This is a genomic window from Leptolyngbya sp. PL-A3 (assembly GCF_039962325.1).
Lineage (GTDB): Bacteria > Cyanobacteriota > Cyanobacteriia > Elainellales > Elainellaceae > Vacuolonema.
Genome location: NZ_JAMPLB010000081.1, coordinates 1 through 21,345, shown reverse-complemented (window position 1 = coordinate 21,345; position 21,345 = coordinate 1). Strand labels below are relative to the sequence as shown.

Genomic DNA, 21,345 nt, shown 5'->3' with positions numbered 1-21,345 from the left:
GGCGTTCGCTCTCCTTGAGGATTTTCAGAAACATGACAATAGAGGCTGATAAGGGCGAATGCCCCCAGCAGCAGCATTACGAGCGCAGCGAGGGCACCGACGGTTCTGGCTCGGCGGGGTCGGCGGCAGATTGCTTTCCCAGCACAGACACACTCTGGTTAATGGCGCTGGCTTTAATGCCTTCGAACACCGCGTCAATTTCATGGATCGTCTGAACGGCTTTGAATGCAGCAAATTGCTGCACCAGGTGGGCTGCGTTCAGGACAGCATTCTGTCCGGTCTGCTGGTGCTGGTGTTTAGAGGTGGCGATCGCCTCCAGATCCCACTGCACCGAATGGGCATTGTGAGGCACCAGGCCAGGAATGCCATAGGTCATACCAGCCTGATGCAGGACAGTCCCATCTGAACCCGTCGGAGCATCAGCTGCTGGCCTGTAGAAGCGTTGAGCAATCTGAGCCTGCTCAGACTCTTTCAGCAAAGTGGCCTTTCCAGTCCCCTGGGCAGTGCCCATCTTGATTCCACTTTCCGCTTCGATGTCGGCCATCGCATTGCGAACCGCAGTATGCGAAACATTGAGCTTTTCAGCCAATTGGCGAATCGATAGATCTGGCATTGTGTAAACCTCTCTTTACAGTTGTTTCCAGTCACTTACCACCCCTAAAACCTTCCTAGATAAGGGCTTACAGCTCTTATGGGGTGGAAAAAGATTTCCAGGCACTTTCCGGAATAGTAGCATTTGATTGCAAATATGCAATCATAAAGTGCAGACGTATCGATCTACGTGTACAAGCGCTACTATCTAGGGAGCCTTTTTAGTGATGGAAACCTTGGCTAAGCGTGTCTTTGCCAGCGTCAGCGACCAACTGGCAGCAAAACTAGAGCAACGAGCTGAGTTTGAGGGGCGATCGCTCTCCAATCTCATCAGCTACCTATTGGAACGGGAAATGGAAGATTGGACCTTAGAAGCAGCCAAGGCTAAGAAGTGAGGCGATCGCATGAGCAAACGTGAACTCACGGAATTGCTGGCCCTCATCGATGAATGGGTCGAGCAACTCGAAGACTGGGAACTAGAGGGCAAGTGCCGCCAGTCTGGTCATGACTTTATGAGCTTCATGCAGGAACGCGGCGTCCGTATCAAAGACCTCGAAGCCATCATCGTGGCGGTCACTGGCTATCGGCCTAAAGACCTCTGCACGATTGACGACGCAGCCATGCTGCGGAGTGCGATCGCCAATTACGAGTACAGCACGACGGTGACTCGTGAAACGGAAGCCGATGTGAGCGATCGGGCTAGACACGCACTGAACGTCACCAAACAAATCTGGGGGTCTTAGCGATGAGCGCCTTAAAGACCCGATTCTGTGAAGCATTTGAAGTTGGAATGCGGCTGGAAAACGAATGGGCACAATGGTTCGACCCATCGCTACCGCAAACCCTCCCTGATGAGTATGAGTATTCGCCCGATGTGGCGATCGCCATGATTGATGCGGGTGAGACGTACTGGAGCCATCCCGGATGGATTCAAGACATTTGGCGCATTCTGGATGATTGGGCCAACGACGGCAAGCTCATTCGCCTACAGCTAACCGCCCAATGGCTGCTCCGCACCCTGCCTCATGACCCAATAGATGGGGATCTGGGCGATCGACTCTACTTACTCGCAACAGGTCAATTTTGTGAAGCATTTGAGGGTGAAGCCTGCCTCTGGCCCCATAACTCCAAGTTTTATCTGAAGACCTTGAACTGGAAAATGGCCGGGGTCGCCCAAGCCAAAGAACAGAGTCTGGTCAGAAGGTGAGGAATCTCATGAGAAAGGGTGAGATCAAAAGGTTTGAAGGGTATCGAGATCGAAGAGAGATCACGTATACTTCTCAGAAGCGAATTAACCACCCTTATCACACTAGGGGTAGTAGTTCGCAAGTTACAAGTTTGTTCGTTTCGATTCAGGAGAGCACATCATGTTCTAGCTCACTCCCTAGAAAGCCAAAAACTCCAACTGCTGCAAACAGTTGAAGTTTCAAAGGCTTTATTAATTTAGCTGCAACAGAAGACTAACCCAAGGTTTGGCGGCCGACAGTTAGTGCTTCAAAAAACGCTATGCCAATCTTAAAGGCGAGCAACGGATTTTTGCAACTTTTTTTCAGAATTTTGTACAAAATCCTTCCACTTCGCTTCCTGACAAGAACCTCCGACATAGCGTTCTGAACCCTTTTCCCACCTAACTTTTGGGATTCATTACCTATGTCAGAAGCTCCCTCTCCTCCGCGGTCTGAGCGATCGCCCTCTCTTTACATCGAAGAGAGCAATCCGTTTCTCGCTCTCTTCCCCCACCGCTTTGATTACATCTGGGCACGCGTCCCACTTCCCAACCATCCTGTTGAGTGGCAAACCGAAACCCGTCACCCCTTGAGCGATCGCATGATCGAGCAGGGCAACTGCCTCTATGGGGTTCGCTTCGGCAAAGAAACCCACTACGCCCTGCTCGACATCGACATCAACAGCACCTACCATCCCAAACGTGACCCTTTTGCCATCGGACGCATCCTAGAAAGCCTGGAAGAGTTAGGTATCACCCACAGCCTTATCCTCTCCAGCTCCTACAGCGGCGGCATCCACATCTACCTACCCTTTGCCCAGGCGCAAAAGTGCAGCTCTTTGGCTATGGCGATCGAAACCCTCGTCGAACTCAAAGGATTCAAGGTAGCATCTGGACAACTGGAAATCTTTCCAGACCCCAAACCTTACATCCCCAACAGCAAACCTCAGCTCTTCAACGGTCATCGCCTACCGCTGCAAAGCGGTTCCTACTTACTCAATGGGGACTGGGAACCGATCTACAGTTCGCAAGCAGAATTCGTACGACGCTGGAAGTTTTGCCAAGATCACAACGAGGTCACTCAAGCAGCGATCCAGCAACTTCTCAAAACCTATCGCCGTCGACAAGAAAGAGTCTCTGCCAAAGCAACCAAATTCCTCCATGATCTCCACACCGAAATTGAAAAGGGGTGGTTAGACCATGGGCAAACGAATCGACTCCTGGGTCGCATTGCTCTCCGCGAATACATTTTTGGTCACATTCTCGCTGGCGTTCCTCCGTTAGAAGGCGTCGACCTGGTGCAACAAATTGTCAAAGTAGCCACGGCCCTTCCTGGCTATGGAGAGTGGTGTCGCCACCAACATGAAATTCACAAACGGGCCGAGGAATGGGCACGCTCCATCGAAAGGAGCCGCTATTTCCATTACGGTTCCAAGAGCAGCACCCTCAGCACCCTGCAACCAGCAGATGCAGAAGAACAGTTGACGTGGAATGAGCAGCAGTCTCTCACAGCACGAGAAAAAATTCAGCAGGCGGTCGCCGACCTGATTAGCAAAGGGACTCTACCCGCCAGAACCACAGAGCGCTTTATCGCATTGACCCAGTATCACGTAAGTGGCAGCACCCTCTACCGCCACCGTGACTTGTGGCACCCAGCACACCTCCTGGAAGCCACCATTGAGCCTGTGGAAATCCCCCCCGTACTCCCCCAGCTTCTAGATAGCAACCGGGCGCAAGAAAAAAACAGCGCCCAGAGTGCTACAAGCTTATTGGCAAGAGATGAGTGTAATGACTTACAGAATAGGGCTTTCAGCAATTCAGTTAGTCTCAACCAAGAACCAGGGTGTAATTTTAGCCCTGAGCAATTGAGCATTTTTGAGCTGGTGCAAGGAGCCGCAAATCAGGAAGCGATCGAGAACCAACGGCGTATTCGCTTAGAGGGTCAACAGCAACGTCATATTGAACGGATGCAACGTTATCTAGATTCAGGAGACCCGATTTTAGTAGCAGAGGCGATCGCTTGGGCACAACTCAATCCAGGAGTGCTCACACTCCCTCCCTCAAGTCTTCCACCGAGTTTCTGTTGAGCGAATAGAACCGGAAAACCTGAGCACATGAGGATAAGCCCTTGTGCGTGAGATGGGGGCGATCGCCTCTTATCAGTTGGGTTTTTCAGGAAATTTGTGCAACCCTAAGCAAAGTCGCTTTGATGCTGCCTTCGGCATTACGTGGAGTGAGGATGAGCGAGATCAGCAGTTGAGTGCTCGCCTATCTGACCGCGACCTAGAAGCTATTGGAATGCTGTTGGCTGAGGACGATGACCTTCGACGCGAGAATATAAAGCTGCGATGGCAACTGGCAGAATTTGGGGCTGATCCGTATGCCCTGCCAGGAGATGAAGGAGGTGATAGTTAGCTGATCACCTTTTTATAGCAGATTGGAAAGCATTAGTTCGGACAGTTTTTCTGAAACCCTTGATTTTGCGTGCGCGAAGCGCACGCAAAATCAAGGGTTTCAGAAAAACTGTCCAGAGTATTGTGGAAAGGAGAAATGGAAAGATCCAAACCTAAATTTCTTAATAAAATCCTCAAAAACACTTACAGGAAGATGCTGCAAGAAAATAGTACATAGAAAATCTCTTTTTCCAACAACGAGCAAAAGAAAAGGAGATATCAAACAAAGTTTCTTCTAACGCGATTGTCAAAAACGTTAATCGAAAACGATTAACGTTTTTGACAATTACGTTAATCGAAAACGATTAACGAAAAAGGATTTGAGCGCTAAAAAAAAGTTGCAACAGTGCTAGAATTTCAGTAGTCAAAGGAGGGTTTAGTGCGGAAGCAGGAGCAGATCAACCTCGGTCGATACCAAGCACGCTCAACAGAGCGTCTTATTCGATTTGGAATCGCAATTCGAGAAAGCGAGTTTGTCCTAATTGACAAACTCGCGAGAGAAACAGGAGATAGCAGAAACGCTTTTATCTCAAACGTAATTCGCCGAGGGCTCTCGGATCTAAAGCAAGAGGGTAGAAGATAGAAAATGGCTTTTGAGGCACTTGCAAGCAGTTATTGCAATCAGCTCTTGAGGGGCAGTAGCAAATTTTTTATTTCTAAAGAGGGCCAAAAGGCTTAGGCCAAACAACAAAATCAAAACCTCTGACAGGGTGCAACCTATCAGAGGTTTAAAGAACGGAACATTTAGTTTCATCCGAATCAACCAGCCTTGCGTAAGCTCTCGCCCTGGAAAAGTTTGAGCTTGCGACAGAAATGGCTGGACTAGTACCCTAACAGGAGGATACTCTTGTCCATTTTAAACGATTTTTGCACTTCGCGACAACAAGAAATCCCTTATTCCAATTGGGAAAACTGCCATTCACTAGAGAGCTCAGCTAACTCAGCTTACGCATATCAATACAAGCCTAACTTATCCCAAAAAGAGGCTCAAATAGGGTTAAGAGTTCCCTACGCGTATGAACGATCGCTAGCCGTTGATCTACTGCTGTGGATCGAGGATCAGTCTTTTCAGGAATTGAGCTGGGGGTTTTACGAGCGTGGGGGTTTGGTACGATGACCCTCATATCTGGTTGGATTCGATTCAACAAGCCTTCTAGCCTTTGCCCTGTTTGTGGCGACCATCGCAATGAATGCCGACAGAGCGGGCAGACGGAGAAAATCTTTTGCCGTGGTAAAGCCGATAATCCAAGGTTTAAGTTCCTGGGTGAGGATAAGAACGGCTTCGGAATATTCACTGACCGTGCGATCGCAGATTCCCAAACGGAAACAGATCGGGCGGAATGGTTACGACGGCGGCAGGCAGAGCGGACGTTGCATCAGGAAGCGGAGCGGCGGCGGGCGGCGGCATCAATGCCCGTTTCTAACCGTCACCACCATTTCAGCCGGTTGCTGGAGGTGCTACCACCACTGACCCCAGCAGACATCAAAGATCTCACCAGTCGAGACTTCAGCCTTACTGATATTGAGCGGATCGGGTTCCGTTCAGTGGTGAAGGGGCAACGACTTCCAGAGCAGTTCCCATCTAATCTGCCTGGAGTTGCCCGCGACGGGCGATCGCTGCTCATAGATGCCGATGGCTATATTTACCCCATTCGCAATGCTAACGGCCAAATTTGGGCCATGCAGCTACGAGTACGAGGGGAAACGAAGAGCAAGTATCGCTGGTTATCCGTCGAGGGTAACTATCGCTTACCTAACGGTGAGATTCCCCTTGCCCACATCACCCCAGAATCCATCACTCGCAGTTGGCAGGGATTTTCTGAAGGCACTGGCCCCAAACCTCACCTTGCAGCTAAACGGTTAGGGTGCCCGGTCATTGGTGCTGCTGGTGGTCAGTTTGCGGGCAGCCAGTCTCAGGTAAAGGCAGCACTGGAAAGCGGGCGGATCCCTGTCCTGTTACCCGATGGGGGGGCGATCGCTAACCCTCACGTCATGCAGCAGTATGAAAAGCTTGCAGCTATGGTGCCAAGACTTCAGGTGCTCTGGTGGGGGCAGCGGAGCAAGGGCCAGGACATTGACGAAGTATCGGATGAGGTGCTGGCATCAGCACGGCTCATCACCTGGGAAGAATTTCGGGAAATGTCGCCAGCAGCCAATCGGCAACAGCAGTTGGCTGAACAGTTTCGTAGAAAGCAAAACCTGGAACTGATCGAACGGTGTTTTAAGCATTCCCTTGGGCAGCGCAATACCGCACCCAAAGGATTCAGTCGCCAATCTTCTCAGACCGAGGCACAGGCCACAGTAGATCCGGCAGCGGGGGCAATAGCACTATATGACCGTCGCAATGATGGGCGGCTGGAGATGCATGTTACGCCTTCCACCGTACCGACTATTAAGGAGTGGATCGACAGGGGTAGACCAACCCTAGTGGTTCAACCGGACGATCGGATGTTGGTGTGTTTAGAACTTATTAAGCATGAGTTTCCCTATGTCCTCATCTGCGATGTCGTCGGCGGTGGCAAATCTAGAACCGCTGGAGAGTTCTTCGAGAATTGGGAAGTCATGCAGTCCATGCTGGCTGCTATGGACGATAACAAAACAGAGGAAACTCCAATCTGGAAAGGGGTTTATGCCTCAGATGACTACCGCAGACCTTCTCATGAATGGCTAGAAGCTCTCCCTCAGGCGGTATCCGGAGCAGGCGAAATGCTGGATACCACCAAAACTACTCCATTAGGAAATCCATACAAGCGGCGCGCGATGCCTGGAGAAACTCCCGATATTCCGGGTCTGTGCATCCATGAAGATGCTTATCAAATACTCAATGCTCAAGGATTCACCATGGGCAGGGGCAATGATTCACCATTCTGTGAGAACTGCACACAGTTTCAAGGCGGCAACTGCCCTTATCTGGTAGCGCTTACTGAGCAACAGAGTGAGCCTGTCCTGCGCACCCACATTTCTAAAATCTCAGTGAATGAGGGAGAAAATGTTATCGGATTCATTGATGAAGCAGGGCGGGCGATAGAAGGAGATGTGACCCGAGAATCTCCCATCTCTGCGATTGAGAAGGAAGCAGGTGAGCTCCTCAAGACTGACCCTATCTTTTACTCCCAGGTATCCTCAGTATTGAAAGCCATTAAGCATGGCCTCCAGTATGCCATCGAGGAACAAGGGCGATATGGTCTCACCCATGCCCAGTTAATGGAATATCTACCCGATCGCCAAGCGATTCAAGCACTGATCCTGGAGCAGTTTTGGACGGGGAATGAGGCCCCCGATATATGGGAGATTCCCACGATCAACCAGATTGCAGGACGGCTTCAGCACGCCATCAGACGAGATATTGAAGCACAGTTACAGGACGCTCCTGAGCCAGAACAACGCAAGGAACTTGTAAAGAAGTGCCTCACCATTGGCGTACTTCCTCGACTCCTCAAGGTCATGGATGGACGTGGACGGGTGGATGTCAGTATCACCGGCAAGAAGATTCGCTTCCGTTACCGCGATCGCCGTCACGGTCGCACCTTGGCCAAGTTGAAGACAGCTTTCTTGATGGATGCCACCCCAGATCGGCGGGAGTTGGCTCGTAAGATGGGCATTGATGAAGGCGACATCGTCAGCCTCACCTCACCGAAGCCCTCATTCCATAACCTCACCTTCAAAGTCGTGAAGGGTTTTGGTCGGGCAGGACAGAACCGTGAGCATTACCAGAATGGGGTTGTCACTGAAAGCCCATACAGCACCATGCAACGGATCCTGGCGCTGGTCGAACATGTCGCTCATGAGGCGATCGCGACCAATCCCGATATTCAGATCGGTTTGCTGGACCTAAAATCCTACATCGACCGTTATGCAACCAGAGCCATAGGACAGAAGGCACGCGCATTCCTTACTGGGTATCACTTCCACGATGGACGAAACACAAATCGGTTTAAGGAATGCAGCCTACTGTTTTCTGTTGGTACCCCTGTCCAAAACATTGGGGATCTGCTGTCTCAGTGGCACCTGAGAACAGGGCAGTCCTACACCGCAGAAACGGCACCTCTTAAATTTTGGGCATCGGTGAACCGCATGGTCACGACTGAAATCCTACAGGGAGGTGGGCGTAGTAGGGCGCAGCATCGCTCCGATGAACAAATCACCCACTATATCCTGAGTGACCTCTCACAGGGACAAATTGAAACCATCCAGGAGTATTTTCCTGGGTGCGTCGTGGAAGTGGTAGATGCCTATGACATTTGCCCCCAGGCGGCTCCCAAAGGTGAGCAAAAACAGCGAGGGGTATGGGAGGCGATCGCATCAGCTATCAAGGCAGGTGAGCGGCCTACTCAAAAAGCAATCGCATCGCAAGTAGGCGTAAACAGCACGAGAGTTAGTCAAATCGTAGGTCCCCTAGTAAAAGAGCTGAATTTAGGCGATTTCAGGCACCTCACAAAAAGTTTAGTTTGGTTATATAAGGCTTTAAATAACCAAACTAAACTTTCAGACCTTACCCCTGATCAAGTCACAATGGCTTACGTAGTTTTTCCTGAATTGGTGAAAGACCTGGATGCTGGTACTGAATTGGAAGAGGCACTTGAAACCTTTGCTGAAGTTGCTGAAATACTTGGATACCAAAGTCTTAAAGCAGTTTTCAGAGATAGCGCAATGCTCTCGGCGGTTCCTGCTACAGTCCTGGCAAAGCTGATTGGCTATCTTTCCAGTTACCTTCCTCAACCCTTCCTTCAATCTCTAGAATCTCAAGGGAAAGAGCTAATGGAGGCGATCGCATGATGTGGCCTCCCCTAGAAGCGGGCGATCGCACCCTCACGCCTTTGGGTATTGGCACCGTTGAACGAATTCCCTGGCCAGGTGAAGCGGTAGTGCGTGGTGATGACTGGCGATTCTATGGCACCTTTTCCCTAGAACAACTCACGCCATTAGTGGGAGGTACGATCGCAGCATGAGTCCTTAAACCCTTCCTTAGAACCAAGCCCCTAGGATCGAAACGGCCTGGGAAGAGCACAATTATTGTGCTCTTCCCCATGACTGGAAAGTTCCTTCTACGTAATCACAAAGACGAAATTCAATTATCTCTAGTTTTAGATACAACTGGAGCCAAGCGATGGGGAAATAAGATTCAGGCGATCTGGTGGCGGTACAGCAAGCGGTGCATTTAGTTCTAGACCGCTTGTGGCGAGACAGCACAATTATTGTGCTGGTATAAGGCTTTTTCTAATTGGGTTGGTTGAGGTATGGCTATAAGGCAAGTGTAGGCATTGGGATCAATTTGGCTTCCATTGATCAGTCATGTTATGTAGTAAACCCCTTGCAGGCTAGTTAGTTTGAAGGATCATTGATCAGTTGCATTGATCCGTTTCTTCGGCATTGATCAGTAAAGGAGGCAGAATGGCTAGAAAACCCAAGTTGGATGAATTCACTATTGGCCGTATGCGACAGGCATATTTGGCCAATCTAGGCCTTAAGAAAACGGCTCTTAGAGTCGAGATTTCCAAAAAATTTCAGTGCAGCATTCCTACGGTAATTCGTTATGCCAATGAGGGGGGATGGGAAGAACTCCGGCAGGCAGCGATCGCATCTCGCGATAAAGAAACGGTCTCTCATTCTGTCGCGTCTCCGCCTCCACCTCGTTATGGGGTCATAGTGGCCGGGCAGGGGATAGACGTAGAAGCTTTGTTAATACAGGGGATAGAAAACCTGTTTACCGATGGCATGGCGAGTCCGATTAAATCCCGAGAAGCTGCGCTCGCCGCAGCTTTAAAACTCATTCAGGAATACCGGCGATATCATCCACTTACCATTGATGAGGTCATTGATGCTGCCCTGTCTATCCCCGGGTTCAGTCCAACTGCTTTTGCTCAACGTCTCAAGGAGCGGATTGATCAATGTCGTCAGAGCGATCGCTTTCGCTAGAAACACTAACTAACGCTTATCTGATATGGGTTAAGTGCGTTCAGCCCGATTATGGGAGCAATTGTTGGTTGCATTTGCGACTGCTTCAGTAATGCCAGCTTAATCTGGATTGGTAGCGACCGAGGAGTGGAACAGAACCCAATAATTGGGCTATGCCCGTTTGAGTGGGTCGCTACTAGGAGTGGGAGAGAGCCCAATAATTGGGCTAGCCCTCGTCTCCCAGAGCATAGAGAATTTTCAATGATTTTGAGCCGTTCCTGCTGATCAGTTCCCCTGATCAGTCTGATCACCTACCTCAAATCCTTTCAGCTCAAGGCTTTAGACGAAAGCTGATCAGAAGAGGCTGATCAGTTTTTGCTGATCAGCCTCTTCTGATCAGCTTTTTGTGCTCAGAAATCGCCCCTGCACAAGGAAACTCTAGAAAAAGGACCACGTTTTGCTAAAAAAACTAGGACAACAAAGGTAGCTGAATCGGGTATCAAAAGCCCGTGAACGCGTTAGCTATTTTCTCTTTGGCTTACGAATACGAAATTGCGCCCTTCAAGGGCATAGTCCAGTTAATTTTACTATCCTAGAAAACAAATTGTGGCCCCTCCCGCTATAAGCGAGTTGCATAGGCGATCGCGTTTCTCTAGAAACAGTAAATAAGGCTTATCCAATATAGGTAAAGTGCGTTTAGCCCAATGATTGAAGCGACCGTTCCCGCTATAACCGAGTTGCATAGGCGATCGCGTTTCTCCAGAAACAGTAAATAACGCTTATCCGATATAGGTAAAGTGCGTTTAGCCCAATGATTGAAGCAACCGTTCCCGCTATAAGCGAGTTGCATAGGCGATCGCGTTTCTCTAGAAACAGTAAATAACGCTTATCCAATATAGGTAAAGTGCGTTTAGCCCAATGGTTGGGGCGACCATCTGTTGTGCCGCCTTCCCTTTGCTGAGCCGCGATCGCCCACTATCCCAAAATCGACACAGAAACCTCACTCCCAGCAAAACGAACCTGACTCAACCTCAGTTCCACCTCACGGGCTTTCAGCAGTTTGAATACCTGGAGCGTTACTTCCGTCTCACAATGGATGGTTACAGTGAAGTGGCGGGCACACGAACATTGTGGGTAAGACACCCTCACTTGCATGATCCGTACGGTTCCATACCGTCGAGATGTCTCAGCTTTTATGTTTCTAGTCAGCCTCTTCCCGTACCTGCTCTGGCCGTGGGGGTACTACTTACAGGGGACGATCGCCTCAACAAAAAACTGTAGTTTACGAGCTCAACGCTTCCTTTCCCATCAATTTTCTGATTCTAGGTTGCATCGGGAAAACGGATCGCTCCACTTGCGCGTACAAGATTTTAGTGGTGTAACGGTACTTTTAGGTAGAGCCAGAGGAAATGAGGCGATCTCCAGGGTAAGGAACACAGCGTTATTACATGCCACCGAACCTATGCCCAATAAACCATGTAGTTAAGACTGGTAGAGGATAGCTGCCTGTACCCCTTAGCAATGAAAGCTTGGCTTGATGTTATTCTATCCATGGGTAGTGCATGTTCCATGTGATAACTACTTTACATAAACCAAAGCCAAGGATGGTTGATGAATAGCTGCTCCGCGCGGCAACTACTCCACGAAAAAGTGGGGATTTTAGCTCCTAAAAGAGTAGGAAAATGGTAGTTGTACTACTGATCTTTGAGTAGTACACAGTCCAAAAACAGTCCAAGCTTGTACTACTACTAGGTCTCGGGCGCATAAGATACTGTGAGAAGCTGAAATCTTAATATGCAGGCGACTCATTCATACGTATCCTGTCGCGACTCTATGCTGATGCGTTCTTTTATCGTCTAGTCACCTCTCCTTCGCTCAATCTCTGGCTCAGCAAACGGGAAACCTAAAGCAGATGCTTTTGAGATAATTCTGTCGCCGTCTTTTGATAGTGCGTCTTGTCGCGTACTCCCACAAGATCCTCACAACCCTACGTCTAAAATTACTGCATTTCGATCAAAGACAAGCTATGAATCGCGGTCGCACAACTTCCGTGAAAACCTCAGTATTTTAGTTTTCTATCAAATATATGCGAGTTTTTTTAGGTAAAATCATGGTTATTTCTTTATCAAAACCTTCGCTTTTGAGTAAGGTTATCTCCTATCTTTAAGTAAGAATAAAGAATGAGAAAAAGAAACTATAAAGCTACACAAATAGATCTCAAAAAACCTTTGTATTAGATATCTTGATAAAGGGCTTGCTCAAAGCTTAATTTTCTTGTAAAACAATTAATTCCAGCTTTTCCACTACAAAAATAAGTGTCTGCACCTCTATTGGTAGCTACAAATGAAGGTATAAAGCCAGAGTTTTGGCATCCTTATCCATGGGTTTTAAAGCAAGACTAGATTTAACCTTTAGGACTAAGACCATCTTGATTAATAGGATGATCCAGCTTCAATTTTCTTGAAAGGAGAGGCTTTATAAAAGATTAGATTATTTCTGAATCTGGCTAATTCATTTTTGCAGTAGAGATATTCTCTGAGGTTTGGGAACACTGTTTAAGAAAAGACAATCATTATTGGCGATTGCATATAACCTCTCCAGTAAATAACTTTAGAACTCAGCGATCGCCTCTTTCTCTGTTCTTACAATTCTCTATTCCTTTCACCACGGAACCGTCGTCAACGGAACTCCATGTTAAAAAAACGCTTGCTTTGCGTCACAGGGTTGCCTCGTGCGGGCTCTACATTGTTATGTCAACTGTTGTCTCACCACCCAGATCTCTACTGTGTTGGGCACAGTTCCCCTTTATGTCAAACTTTGGTAGGGCTACGACATCAGCTTAGTGATAATGACTTTTTGAGATCGCAACTTGATGTCGATTTTGACCTTACCTATGGACGGTTAAACAACGCATTTACAGGGTTTGTAGATGGGTGGTTCGCTGAAACCGATAAATCCTGGGTCGTGGATAAGAATCGCGGCTGGCTGCACCACATTGAAACTCTACACGCCCTCGATCCAAGTGTACGGATGCTGGTCTGTGTGCGGGAGCTAGGGCAAGTTTACGGCTCTATCGAAGCGCAGCATCAGAAAACAATTCTGCTCGATTTTCCCGACCATCTAGCGAATCTATCACGCTATGAGCGGGCGGATAATCTTTTTGGCACCCAGGGCGTGATTGGTGCGCCGTTACGCTCCATTGAAGCCCTGCAAGACATCGATACTCAGTTGCAACAACACCTTTATTACATTGTGTTTGAGCATCTGATGCAGGAACCGGTTGCGGTGATGCAAGGCGTCACTGACTGGTTGCAGTTGTCCCTTGCTGAGTTTGACCCCCAAAACCTGGCAGTAACGCCTCACGAAAGCGATAGTTACTACCGCTTTAAGTACCCCCATAAGCGGCGATCGCGCATTCAACCCCCCACGCCTCACGTGCTTCCCTCCCGCATTCAAGCCCAAATTCAACAACAGTTCCCCTGGTTCTATCAAACCTTTTACCCTGGTCTTCTGCCCCAGACGAACCCAGCATGATTCGCCCTGCTACCGCCGCGACCATGTTTTTGACAGGCCAGTCAGCCGTTTGTGGATCTCTACGACTACGGCTTGACGGTCAACAATTTTTGGGCAAATCAGCGTCTTGCCTTCTATCCCAGCGCTTGCCGGGGCACAACATTACCTTCTAACTTTCCCTCGCTATTTCAAGCCGATGTTGTACATGCCTATCAATCGGGCAGCCGGATTTTGCAGACCGTTTAGGTCAAAGTTTGACCCCAGGTTCATAGCTTCTATTCATTCGATGGCCTCAGGCCAGGAGAAATACAGAGTATGGCGAATTTCAGCGTAAGTAATTTTGCAGAGTTAGAAGCAGCTATCAATGCTTCTAATACAAACGGTGAAGCAGACACCGTTACCGTTACTAGTAATATCACCCTAACAAACCTCCTGCCTCTTATTGAGGAAGCCCACAGCCTGACGATAAATGGTGGCGGATTCACCATCAGCGGTGATGCCAATGGCGATGGCATCAGCAATGTGGGAGATGTCCGCATCTTCTTCATCAAGAGCGGCAGTGTCACCATTAGCGACCTCACCTTAACCAATGGTCACGCTCAAGGGGGCGATGGTTCTGGTGGTGGCGCAGGTATGGGCGGTGCTCTATTTATTTACGATGGAACCGTGACCGTTACAGGGAGTGCCTTTACCAATAACCAGGCGATCGGAGGTAATGGCTTAAGCAATGGCCCAAGCGGTAATGGCCTAGGTGGTGGACGCGCTGACTTCATTCCTCTAACTGCTGCAAACAATGGTGGAAATGGGGGTTCTAGTTCCACTCTTGATTCCAGATCAAGGGGGCTAGTAGGTGCTGGAGGCACAGCAGGTGCTAATGGCGGTAACTCAGGTACGGTTGGCAGAGGCTACGGCAACGGCTACTACGGCGGCGGCGGCGGCGGCGGTGGCGGCACCGGTGGCACCGGCGGTACTGGAGGCACCGGCGACTTTGGCTTTGGCGGCAATGGCGGCTATGGTGGCTTCGGCAGCGGTGGCGGTGGCGGTGGCGGCGGCTACCGAGGCGGTACTGGCGGCAATGGTGGCTTCGGCGGCGGCGGCGGCGGCGGCGGCGACTCTAGAACCTTCTACTATCAGTTCAGGGCGAGCGGCGGCACCGGCGGCTATGGTGGCGGCAGTGGTGGCCTCAGCGACAACGGCTACCACGGCGGCGGCGGCGGCGGCAGCGGCGGGTCAGGGATGGGTGGTGCTATCTTCGTCCGCAGCGGCTCGTTGTCTCTGACAAACAGTAGCTTCACGGGTAACAGCACTACAGGCGGGACAGGAAGGAGTAATGGTCAGGGATTGGGTGGTGCCATCTTCGCCATGAAGTCCACAACAAACCCCAATGGCAACAACCAGGGAATGCCCACCACGCTACCAACGGTGACACTCAGCGCTGTGACGTTCAGCAGTAACAATGCAGCGACTAACAGTGACTCCGCTCCCACCCCTGATACCATTACCTCCGGCACTGGCCTCGACACCGAAGATCTCTTCGGTAATCAAATTTCCCGTATCACTGCCCCGCCAGCTCCGACCGTTGAGTTTTCTTCCGGCACCTTCAGCAGTAACGAAGCAGTAGGTACCAGTAATGTTGTCACCCTCACCCGCAACACCACAACGGGCGTTTCAGTAGTGGAGGTGAGCCTTACAGGAGGTTCAGCCACATCCGGGGGCGATTTCACCGCAACGGGCTTCCCGCTGACGGTCACTTTCCAGGATGGAGAAGCCAGCAAAACCATTGCCGTTCCTATTCTGGATGACAACCGGATTGAGGGGGATGAAGTTATTAGCTTCAGCGTCACCCCTGTCAGCAATGCCACAATTGGTAACCAGTCGAATGCCAATCTCACTATCATCGACAATGATGCTGCGGGTTTCACTCTCAGCAAGACCACCGCAACAGTTAGTGAATTGGGTACAACAGACACCTTTACCGTGGTGTTAGATAGTCAGCCGACCTCCAATGTGGTTTTGAGTGTTGCTGGTAGCGATGCAGGCGAAGCCACAGCTGCACCCACCACTCTCACCTTCACGCCAGACAATTGGAATACGGCTCAAACAGTGACGGTAACAGGAGTTAACGATGACCTAGCAGATAATAACCAGAGCAGTACGGTCACCGTTAGCGTGGTAGATGCCGAGAGTGACAATGCTTTTGATGGGTTAGTAAACCAGAGCGTGGCGGTCACCACAACAGATAATGATGTGCCCGGATTTACCTTTAGCATAGCTAGTGTCACCACCCCTGAAGCGGGCGGTACAGCCACCTTCACGGTCGTACTCAACACGGTACCGACAGGCACCGTTACTCTGCCGTTGTCCGTTTCCGATACGAACGCTGCCTCACTGGATCAACCTACGTTGACGTTTACTGAGCAGAACTGGAACCAGCCTCAGACTGTAACCGTAACCGGCATCAACAACAATGTTCGAGAGGGCGATCGCACCCTCAGCATTGTCACGGGCGATCCCACCAGTACGGACAGTGCCTACAATGGAGCCGCTGCCAATCCTGGAGATATTGCCGTCACCGTCACCGATGATGATACGGCTGGTTTTACCCTCAGTAAGACCACAGCTACAGTGAATGAGTCAGGCACAACAAGCACCTTCACTGTGGTGTTGAATAGCCAGCCCACTTCTGATGTCGTGCTACAGGTCTTAAGTAGCGACTCCAGTGAAGCGGCGGCGACACCCACCACTCTCACCTTTACGGCAGCCAACTGGAATCAACCCCAGGACGTTACGGTTAGCGGAGTGGATGACCTCATCGTGGATGGGAATCAAACCAGTACCATCACCCTGAGCGTGCTTGCCGATCAAAGTGATGATGCCTTCGATAGTTTGAGCAGTCAAACCCTCTCTGTAACCACGACCGACAACGATACTGTTACACCCCCCGTTGGCCCGACTCCCTTGGCCGATCGCCTGAGCGGAACCGCAGGAAATGATGTGATTCGCGCCCTTGCCGGTGATGATTGGGTGCAAGGTCTTGGGGGTAATGATACCCTCTTCGGTGGGCTAGATGATGATACCCTCCTCGGTGGTATCGGAAGCGATCGCCTAGAGGGTGATGCCGGTAACGATCGCCTGGATGGTGGAGCCGACAACGACAGCCTCTTGGGTGGCACTGGCAATGACAACCTGTTCGGCGGCACCGGAAGTGATGTGTTGAATGGCAATGCCGGTAACGATCGCCTGGATGGTGGAACTGGGAACGATCGCCTTTTCGGTGGGGCTGGCAATGACAACCTATTCGGTAGAGCAGGGAATGACTACTTACAAGGGAACGGGGATAGCGATCGCCTGGATGGCGGAGATGGTAACGATACCCTCTTCGGAGGTGCTGGAAACGATACCTTGTTAGGTGGCATCGGCAACGATAGCCTCTTTGGGCAGGTCGGCAACGATACGTTGCTGGGTGGTGCCGGAGACGATGTACTCACTGGTGGGCTTGGCCTTGATGTCCTGGTCACAGGAACAGGACGCGACCGCATTGCCCTGAACCCACGGGAGGGCTTCGACCGGGTGCGTGACTTTGCCAATGGGTTTGACCGCATTGTGTTAGGTGGGGCTCTCACCTTCGGGCAACTGTCCATAGGGCAGCAACAGAATGGTGTGTTGATTTCCCGTGGCACCGAACGGCTGATGTTGCTGGAAAACGTGAACGTCGGACAAATCACTCGGGCAGATTTCGTCTGAGTCCTGTCTAACCGTTAAAGCTTGCTTCAGTGAAGGTCATTCTTATCTTTAATTAAGGTGGCCTTCACGGAAATTAAGCATCGACGGCCTTGACGACCGAGTTTTCCCTTATACAAAAGGTGTTTCTCTCGTCCACCATTAACCAATCACAACTTCTATAAGATTTAGATAGAGATAACATCACAGTAGGCTACCTCTCAGTCTTTTTCTTGCCTACATACGAATGTATGAGACAGGCTGGTTTGCCACGAGTAGTTGTGGGTAGCGCAACTATATCTTGCTGAAATAAGGTTGGAGCATGTAGCAGTACCCTACCTCAGGAACTAACGATAGTAGGTGAAGAGTTGACAATTGACTACGTCCTCTCATCACACGACAAGCGCAATAGAGCCTCTGGATCAACCATCAAGCTGAGCTTCCACACAACAATCGCCCCGTCTCTTTTCTTCACCTAAGTTTTTCCTTCTGACGACATTTGTATCGGAAATGGTCAGAAATCGGTTAGAACTTGAGCTAGATACCCTGAGCGAAGGGCCGAATGGTGATCAAGAAGACCGAACTCTATAGCTCCCTGTGGGCGAGCTGCGATAAACTGCACGGCGGTATGGATGTCCCTCAGTACAAGGATTATGGCCGACGCTGCTATTCATGAAGTATGTCTTCGACAAGTGTGCCGGGATCCCTATGCCCTGCTCTCGGTGCTGGAGTGTGGCTCGTTTCGGGACAAGTTGCAGGTTGACCTGGATGCCATTAGCTAGAAACTTGAGGCGTCAATGGAGGAGCATAGTAGCGTGGAGCGCTATGCAGAGCCGTTGCTGCAGTTGCTGCAGTTGCTGCAGGAGGTAGAGACGTTGTCGAACAAGATGGAGGAGCATTTGAAAAGATGAGGTTGGTATGGAATTAGAACCCATCGACGGTTATCAAAGATTGCTAGGCCAGATTGCGGAGGCGTACACCCGGGGCCGTGCTCAAGCGTTACGGGCGGTGAATACGCAACTGATCGAAACCTATTGGCTGATTGGCCAATACATTGTGGAGTTTGAGCAGGAGGGCAAGGCCAAATCTACCTATGGTCAGCAATTGCTGAAGAATCTAAGCCAGGACTTGAAACGCCAGTTGGGAAAGGGTTTTAGCCGGAGCAACCTGGTTTATATGCGATTGCTTTACCAGCATTATCCAATTGGTCAGAAGCCTTCTCACCAATTGAGTTGGTCGCATTATGTTGAACTCCTGAAGATTGATGATGATCTAGAGCGGAGTTTCTATGAGAAGCAGGCCATTGCTGAACGCTGGTCAGTTCCGGAGCTGAAGCGCCAAAAGGAAACTGCACTGTTTCTAAGGCTGGCGGCAGGTAAGGATAAGGCAGGGATTATGAAGCTGGCGCAGCGGGGGCAATTGGTAGAGCAGCCCAGCGATCTCCTGCGCGATCCCTATGTGTTTGAGTTTCTCAAGATCCCAGAATCTCATTTGCCATCAGAGGCTCAGCTAGAGTCATTGCTGTATGACCATTTACAGCAGTTTTTGCTGGAGTTGGGCAAGGGCTTTACGTTTGTTGGGCGGCAGTATCGCATCACCATCAACAACACCCATTACAGAGTGGATTTGGTGTTTTATCACCGGATTTTGCGGTGTTTTGTGTTGCTGGATCTCAAAATTAATGAGGTGCAGCATCACGATATTGGGCAGATGAATCTGTATATGGGCTATTTTGCCAATGAGGAAAACGTCGAAGGTGATAACCCACCGATTGGAATTATCTTGACCCGAAACAAAGATGAACTATTGGTGGAATACGCCACGTACCAAATGAATAGCCAGCTTTTTGTGCAGAAGTATCAGCTTTATTTGCCGAATGAAGAAGAACTACGGCGAGAGCTAACCCAAATTTGGCAAATGGAGGAGGGACATGAATAATGACCAATTACTAATTAGTAGTTATCAGCTGCCAGAAGGGTTTATAGAGACACTTTCGGGAAAATAGCTCAAATGAGCTATTTTCCCGAAAGTGCCTCTCAGCTCTATTCAGACAAACGCTCAACCATTTTTAGAAAGGCAGGAAGTTGTTTTAGCAGCTTCTCCTCTTGGATCGTCAAATCCCTCCCCTCTGTTCCTTGCTGCCACTTCTCTAAAGCTTTGTATGCCTGTTTTAGATGACGTTTTTGGGAAAATAGCTCATTTGAGCTATTTTCTGACTTAGGTGTCTGAGGCTCCTCTTGAAGGTACCTTTTTAAGGTACTCATGCTCTTGCCTACAATCACTTCTAATGCTGGAAGTAAAGGCTTTTCACCCTTGGATGGCCGTCCCTTGCGATCGATATATCCTGCTGCCTTAAGCCGTTCGGCCAGAGCTTTGACCTCAGCAACTGTATAATCCCTCCGCTGCTCATTCTCAGCAACCTCAACCTGCAAAGCTAAGTCCGGTGCAACTTCGGCATCAAAAGGCATCACCCGTACCGGGATGCGATCGCCTTCAAAATTCTGAGTGTAAGCATCGGGGTTCGCTTCTTTAAGGTAACGGATGGCTGCGAGCCGATGCCCCCCTGCCAACAGTCGCCCCTTCTCATCAACGGCCAGTGGTTCAATCAATCCGATGACAGCAATGGACTCTGCCAGGGATTGAACATGTTCAGAACTTAATAGTCGAGTGCTAACAGTCCTCTCCATAATCTGGTCAAGCGCTATTGATGACTCTCGGATGGCCAATTGCTCAGCAGCAGGCTCTTGGTCGTCAAGCTGTCGAGCTTTTCGGATCAGAGAACCATACTTGCCCTTCTGATCATTCATGACCCAGCACCTCTAGAATTTCTTTGCCTAGCGATTCGTAATCAAGCCACCCAAGGCGATCGCGCCCCGTAAGCTCTCTGATAGGAATACCCGCCAGCGCTGCCTTTTGAAATCCAGCAGTACGTCGAATCATGGTATCAAATACTGGAATACCATTTGCCTTCAGATCGTCGCGCATTGTCTCCCCCTCTCTACTAGGTTTTGGCGGGACAATAGTAAGTAGGGCTTTGTAGGATGCATTGCCCAAGTCACTGGCTGTTTGTAGCATCGGCTCTAACGAAACAACATCGGGAAGCGTAGGCAGGATTAGGAGATCTGCGCCTTCAGCAAGTTCCTTAAGGTCAGAGGAGTCCGGGCGAGCTGGAGTATCAATTACGATGAAATCTCGCCCTTGTACTATTTTCATGGCCTTGCGCTCATCAGCAACAATAAAGGGGAGCTGCCCTCTTTCACCCCATGCGATAGAAGTTCTATTAGGATCCCCATCTACCAGAACAACATCCCCCAATGCGCTAAAAAAGGTAGCCAGATGGATTGCTGTTACTGATTTACCGCATCCGCCTTTATACCCGGTTACGGTGACTATCTTCATCTGTTTCTAGTTCTACAAGACAACCAGATAGTACCGCTTAGACTGATACGGTTTACAAAAACTTTGCGCTCTCCAAAAAATCCAACAACTCTTTCCCTCTTTATCGGGGTCGAAAGCACTGTGGTTTCTAATTACCCAGCAGCTTGCTGGATAATTTCCAAAACATTCAATGCTAATTGGCTTTTGCAGGGGATAGAGATGAGGTTTGGGAGGCGATCGCCTTGATTCCGTCTCGCTGGGGTGATGGAAACCGTGTGGCTGCTACCGGAACTTTTCGCTTCTAGCAACTTGTAGCGACTTGAGCCAGAGCCTTAAAGCGACAACAGCTCAGACTTGGAAGCAAGGAAGGAATAAACTCGTTCGTCTTCCAGTCATAAGACGAATAAAATGGAGCAAAAACTCTTTGAGGGCAGGGTAATACCTCGTGATGGGAAGGCGAATCGACTTGGGCAAGCAGCGGTACTAGAACCCGAGGAGATGGCCCATAGATGAACCGATCCCTGTAGCGATAGGCAGTTCCCATGACTCACCATAGCGGACACTATTAAA

16 protein-coding genes and 1 pseudogene are annotated in these 21,345 nt (G+C 49.8%); 14 read left to right on the top strand and 3 right to left on the bottom strand.

Going from position 1 to position 21,345, the window contains the following annotated elements; translation table 11 throughout:
* Positions 1–76: 76 nt before the first annotated feature.
* Positions 77–613 carry an HTH domain-containing protein gene (locus tag NDI52_RS30590; protein ID WP_348256938.1) on the bottom strand — a complete coding sequence of 179 codons (537 nt, stop codon included), beginning with the start codon at positions 611–613 and terminating at the stop codon, positions 77–79.
* 205 nt (positions 614–818) lie between these two features.
* Here NDI52_RS30590 and NDI52_RS30585 point away from each other — a divergent pair, with 205 nt between their 5' ends.
* The 14 genes and pseudogenes from NDI52_RS30585 (at position 819) to NDI52_RS30520 (ending at position 19,335) form a co-directional block, all read left to right on the top strand.
* A complete protein-coding gene (locus NDI52_RS30585) occupies positions 819–986 on the top strand; it encodes a hypothetical protein (protein ID WP_348256937.1) in 168 nt (55 codons plus the stop codon).
* 9 nt (positions 987–995) lie between these two features.
* Entirely contained in the window at positions 996–1,334 is a 339-nt protein-coding gene (locus tag NDI52_RS30580) for a hypothetical protein (protein ID WP_348256936.1), read from the top strand.
* Between the two features lie 2 nt (positions 1,335–1,336).
* On the top strand, positions 1,337–1,798 hold the full coding sequence (locus NDI52_RS30575) for a hypothetical protein (protein ID WP_348256935.1): 462 nt from the start codon (positions 1,337–1,339) through the stop codon (positions 1,796–1,798).
* A 443-nt stretch (positions 1,799–2,241) separates the two neighbouring features.
* Entirely contained in the window at positions 2,242–3,903 is a 1,662-nt protein-coding gene (locus NDI52_RS30570) for a hypothetical protein (protein ID WP_348256934.1), read from the top strand.
* Positions 3,904–3,946: 43 nt separating this feature from the next.
* A complete protein-coding gene (locus tag NDI52_RS30565) occupies positions 3,947–4,231 on the top strand; it encodes a hypothetical protein (RefSeq protein WP_348256933.1) in 285 nt (94 codons plus the stop codon).
* A 1,085-nt stretch (positions 4,232–5,316) separates the two neighbouring features.
* Complete coding sequence (locus NDI52_RS30560) at positions 5,317–9,045, top strand: hypothetical protein (protein ID WP_348256932.1); 3,729 nt, start codon at positions 5,317–5,319, stop codon at positions 9,043–9,045.
* Positions 9,042–9,218 carry a hypothetical protein gene (locus tag NDI52_RS30555; RefSeq protein ID WP_348256931.1) on the top strand — a complete coding sequence of 59 codons (177 nt, stop codon included), beginning with the start codon at positions 9,042–9,044 and terminating at the stop codon, positions 9,216–9,218. Before NDI52_RS30560 ends, NDI52_RS30555 begins: the two co-directional genes overlap by 4 nt.
* A gap of 442 nt (positions 9,219–9,660) precedes the next feature.
* Positions 9,661–10,185 carry a hypothetical protein gene (locus tag NDI52_RS30550; RefSeq protein ID WP_348256930.1) on the top strand — a complete coding sequence of 175 codons (525 nt, stop codon included), beginning with the start codon at positions 9,661–9,663 and terminating at the stop codon, positions 10,183–10,185.
* A gap of 897 nt (positions 10,186–11,082) precedes the next feature.
* Positions 11,083–11,445 (top strand): hypothetical protein, encoded by a 363-nt coding sequence (locus tag NDI52_RS30545; RefSeq protein WP_348256929.1) that lies wholly within the window; start codon positions 11,083–11,085, stop codon positions 11,443–11,445.
* A gap of 1,410 nt (positions 11,446–12,855) precedes the next feature.
* Positions 12,856–13,698 (top strand): sulfotransferase, encoded by an 843-nt coding sequence (locus NDI52_RS30540; RefSeq protein ID WP_348256928.1) that lies wholly within the window; start codon positions 12,856–12,858, stop codon positions 13,696–13,698.
* Positions 13,695–13,850 (top strand): hypothetical protein, encoded by a 156-nt coding sequence (locus NDI52_RS30535; protein ID WP_348256927.1) that lies wholly within the window; start codon positions 13,695–13,697, stop codon positions 13,848–13,850. Before NDI52_RS30540 ends, NDI52_RS30535 begins: the two co-directional genes overlap by 4 nt.
* Positions 13,851–13,992: 142 nt before the next feature.
* Positions 13,993–17,421, top strand: coding sequence for a Calx-beta domain-containing protein (locus NDI52_RS30530; protein ID WP_348256926.1), 3,429 nt, complete (start codon positions 13,993–13,995; stop codon positions 17,419–17,421).
* 538 nt (positions 17,422–17,959) lie between these two features.
* Positions 17,960–18,158 (top strand): annotated as a pseudogene (locus NDI52_RS30525) (type I restriction-modification system subunit M N-terminal domain-containing protein); the annotation flags it as partial.
* 157 nt (positions 18,159–18,315) lie between these two features.
* On the top strand, positions 18,316–19,335 hold the full coding sequence (locus NDI52_RS30520) for a PDDEXK nuclease domain-containing protein (protein WP_348256925.1): 1,020 nt from the start codon (positions 18,316–18,318) through the stop codon (positions 19,333–19,335).
* Between the two features lie 104 nt (positions 19,336–19,439).
* On the opposite strand, the gene NDI52_RS30515 is transcribed toward NDI52_RS30520, so the two are convergent.
* The gene (locus tag NDI52_RS30515) at positions 19,440–20,204 is read right to left on the bottom strand and encodes a ParB N-terminal domain-containing protein (RefSeq protein ID WP_348256924.1); all 765 of its coding nucleotides are present in this window, start codon (positions 20,202–20,204) and stop codon (positions 19,440–19,442) included.
* The gene (locus tag NDI52_RS30510) at positions 20,197–20,796 is read right to left on the bottom strand and encodes a ParA family protein (protein WP_348256923.1); all 600 of its coding nucleotides are present in this window, start codon (positions 20,794–20,796) and stop codon (positions 20,197–20,199) included. The genes NDI52_RS30515 and NDI52_RS30510 overlap by 8 nt, the downstream gene beginning before the upstream one ends.
* Positions 20,797–21,345: the final 549 nt, after the last annotated feature.

Bases quoted from the DNA above. Each gene is read 5' to 3' on its own strand.
- NDI52_RS30590 (WP_348256938.1), bottom strand. From the start codon at position 613: ATGCCAGATCTATCGATTCGCCAATTGGCTGAAAAGCTCAATGTTTCG.
- NDI52_RS30585 (WP_348256937.1), top strand. From the start codon at position 819: ATGGAAACCTTGGCTAAGCGTGTCTTTGCCAGCGTCAGCGACCAACTG.
- NDI52_RS30580 (WP_348256936.1), top strand. From the start codon at position 996: ATGAGCAAACGTGAACTCACGGAATTGCTGGCCCTCATCGATGAATGG.
- NDI52_RS30575 (WP_348256935.1), top strand. From the start codon at position 1,337: ATGAGCGCCTTAAAGACCCGATTCTGTGAAGCATTTGAAGTTGGAATG.
- NDI52_RS30570 (WP_348256934.1), top strand. From the start codon at position 2,242: ATGTCAGAAGCTCCCTCTCCTCCGCGGTCTGAGCGATCGCCCTCTCTT.
- NDI52_RS30555 (WP_348256931.1), top strand. From the start codon at position 9,042: ATGATGTGGCCTCCCCTAGAAGCGGGCGATCGCACCCTCACGCCTTTG.
- NDI52_RS30550 (WP_348256930.1), top strand. From the start codon at position 9,661: ATGGCTAGAAAACCCAAGTTGGATGAATTCACTATTGGCCGTATGCGA.
- NDI52_RS30545 (WP_348256929.1), top strand. From the start codon at position 11,083: ATGGTTGGGGCGACCATCTGTTGTGCCGCCTTCCCTTTGCTGAGCCGC.
- NDI52_RS30540 (WP_348256928.1), top strand. From the start codon at position 12,856: ATGTTAAAAAAACGCTTGCTTTGCGTCACAGGGTTGCCTCGTGCGGGC.
- NDI52_RS30535 (WP_348256927.1), top strand. From the start codon at position 13,695: ATGATTCGCCCTGCTACCGCCGCGACCATGTTTTTGACAGGCCAGTCA.
- NDI52_RS30530 (WP_348256926.1), top strand. From the start codon at position 13,993: ATGGCGAATTTCAGCGTAAGTAATTTTGCAGAGTTAGAAGCAGCTATC.
- NDI52_RS30520 (WP_348256925.1), top strand. From the start codon at position 18,316: ATGGAATTAGAACCCATCGACGGTTATCAAAGATTGCTAGGCCAGATT.
- NDI52_RS30515 (WP_348256924.1), bottom strand. From the start codon at position 20,204: ATGAATGATCAGAAGGGCAAGTATGGTTCTCTGATCCGAAAAGCTCGA.
- NDI52_RS30510 (WP_348256923.1), bottom strand. From the start codon at position 20,796: ATGAAGATAGTCACCGTAACCGGGTATAAAGGCGGATGCGGTAAATCA.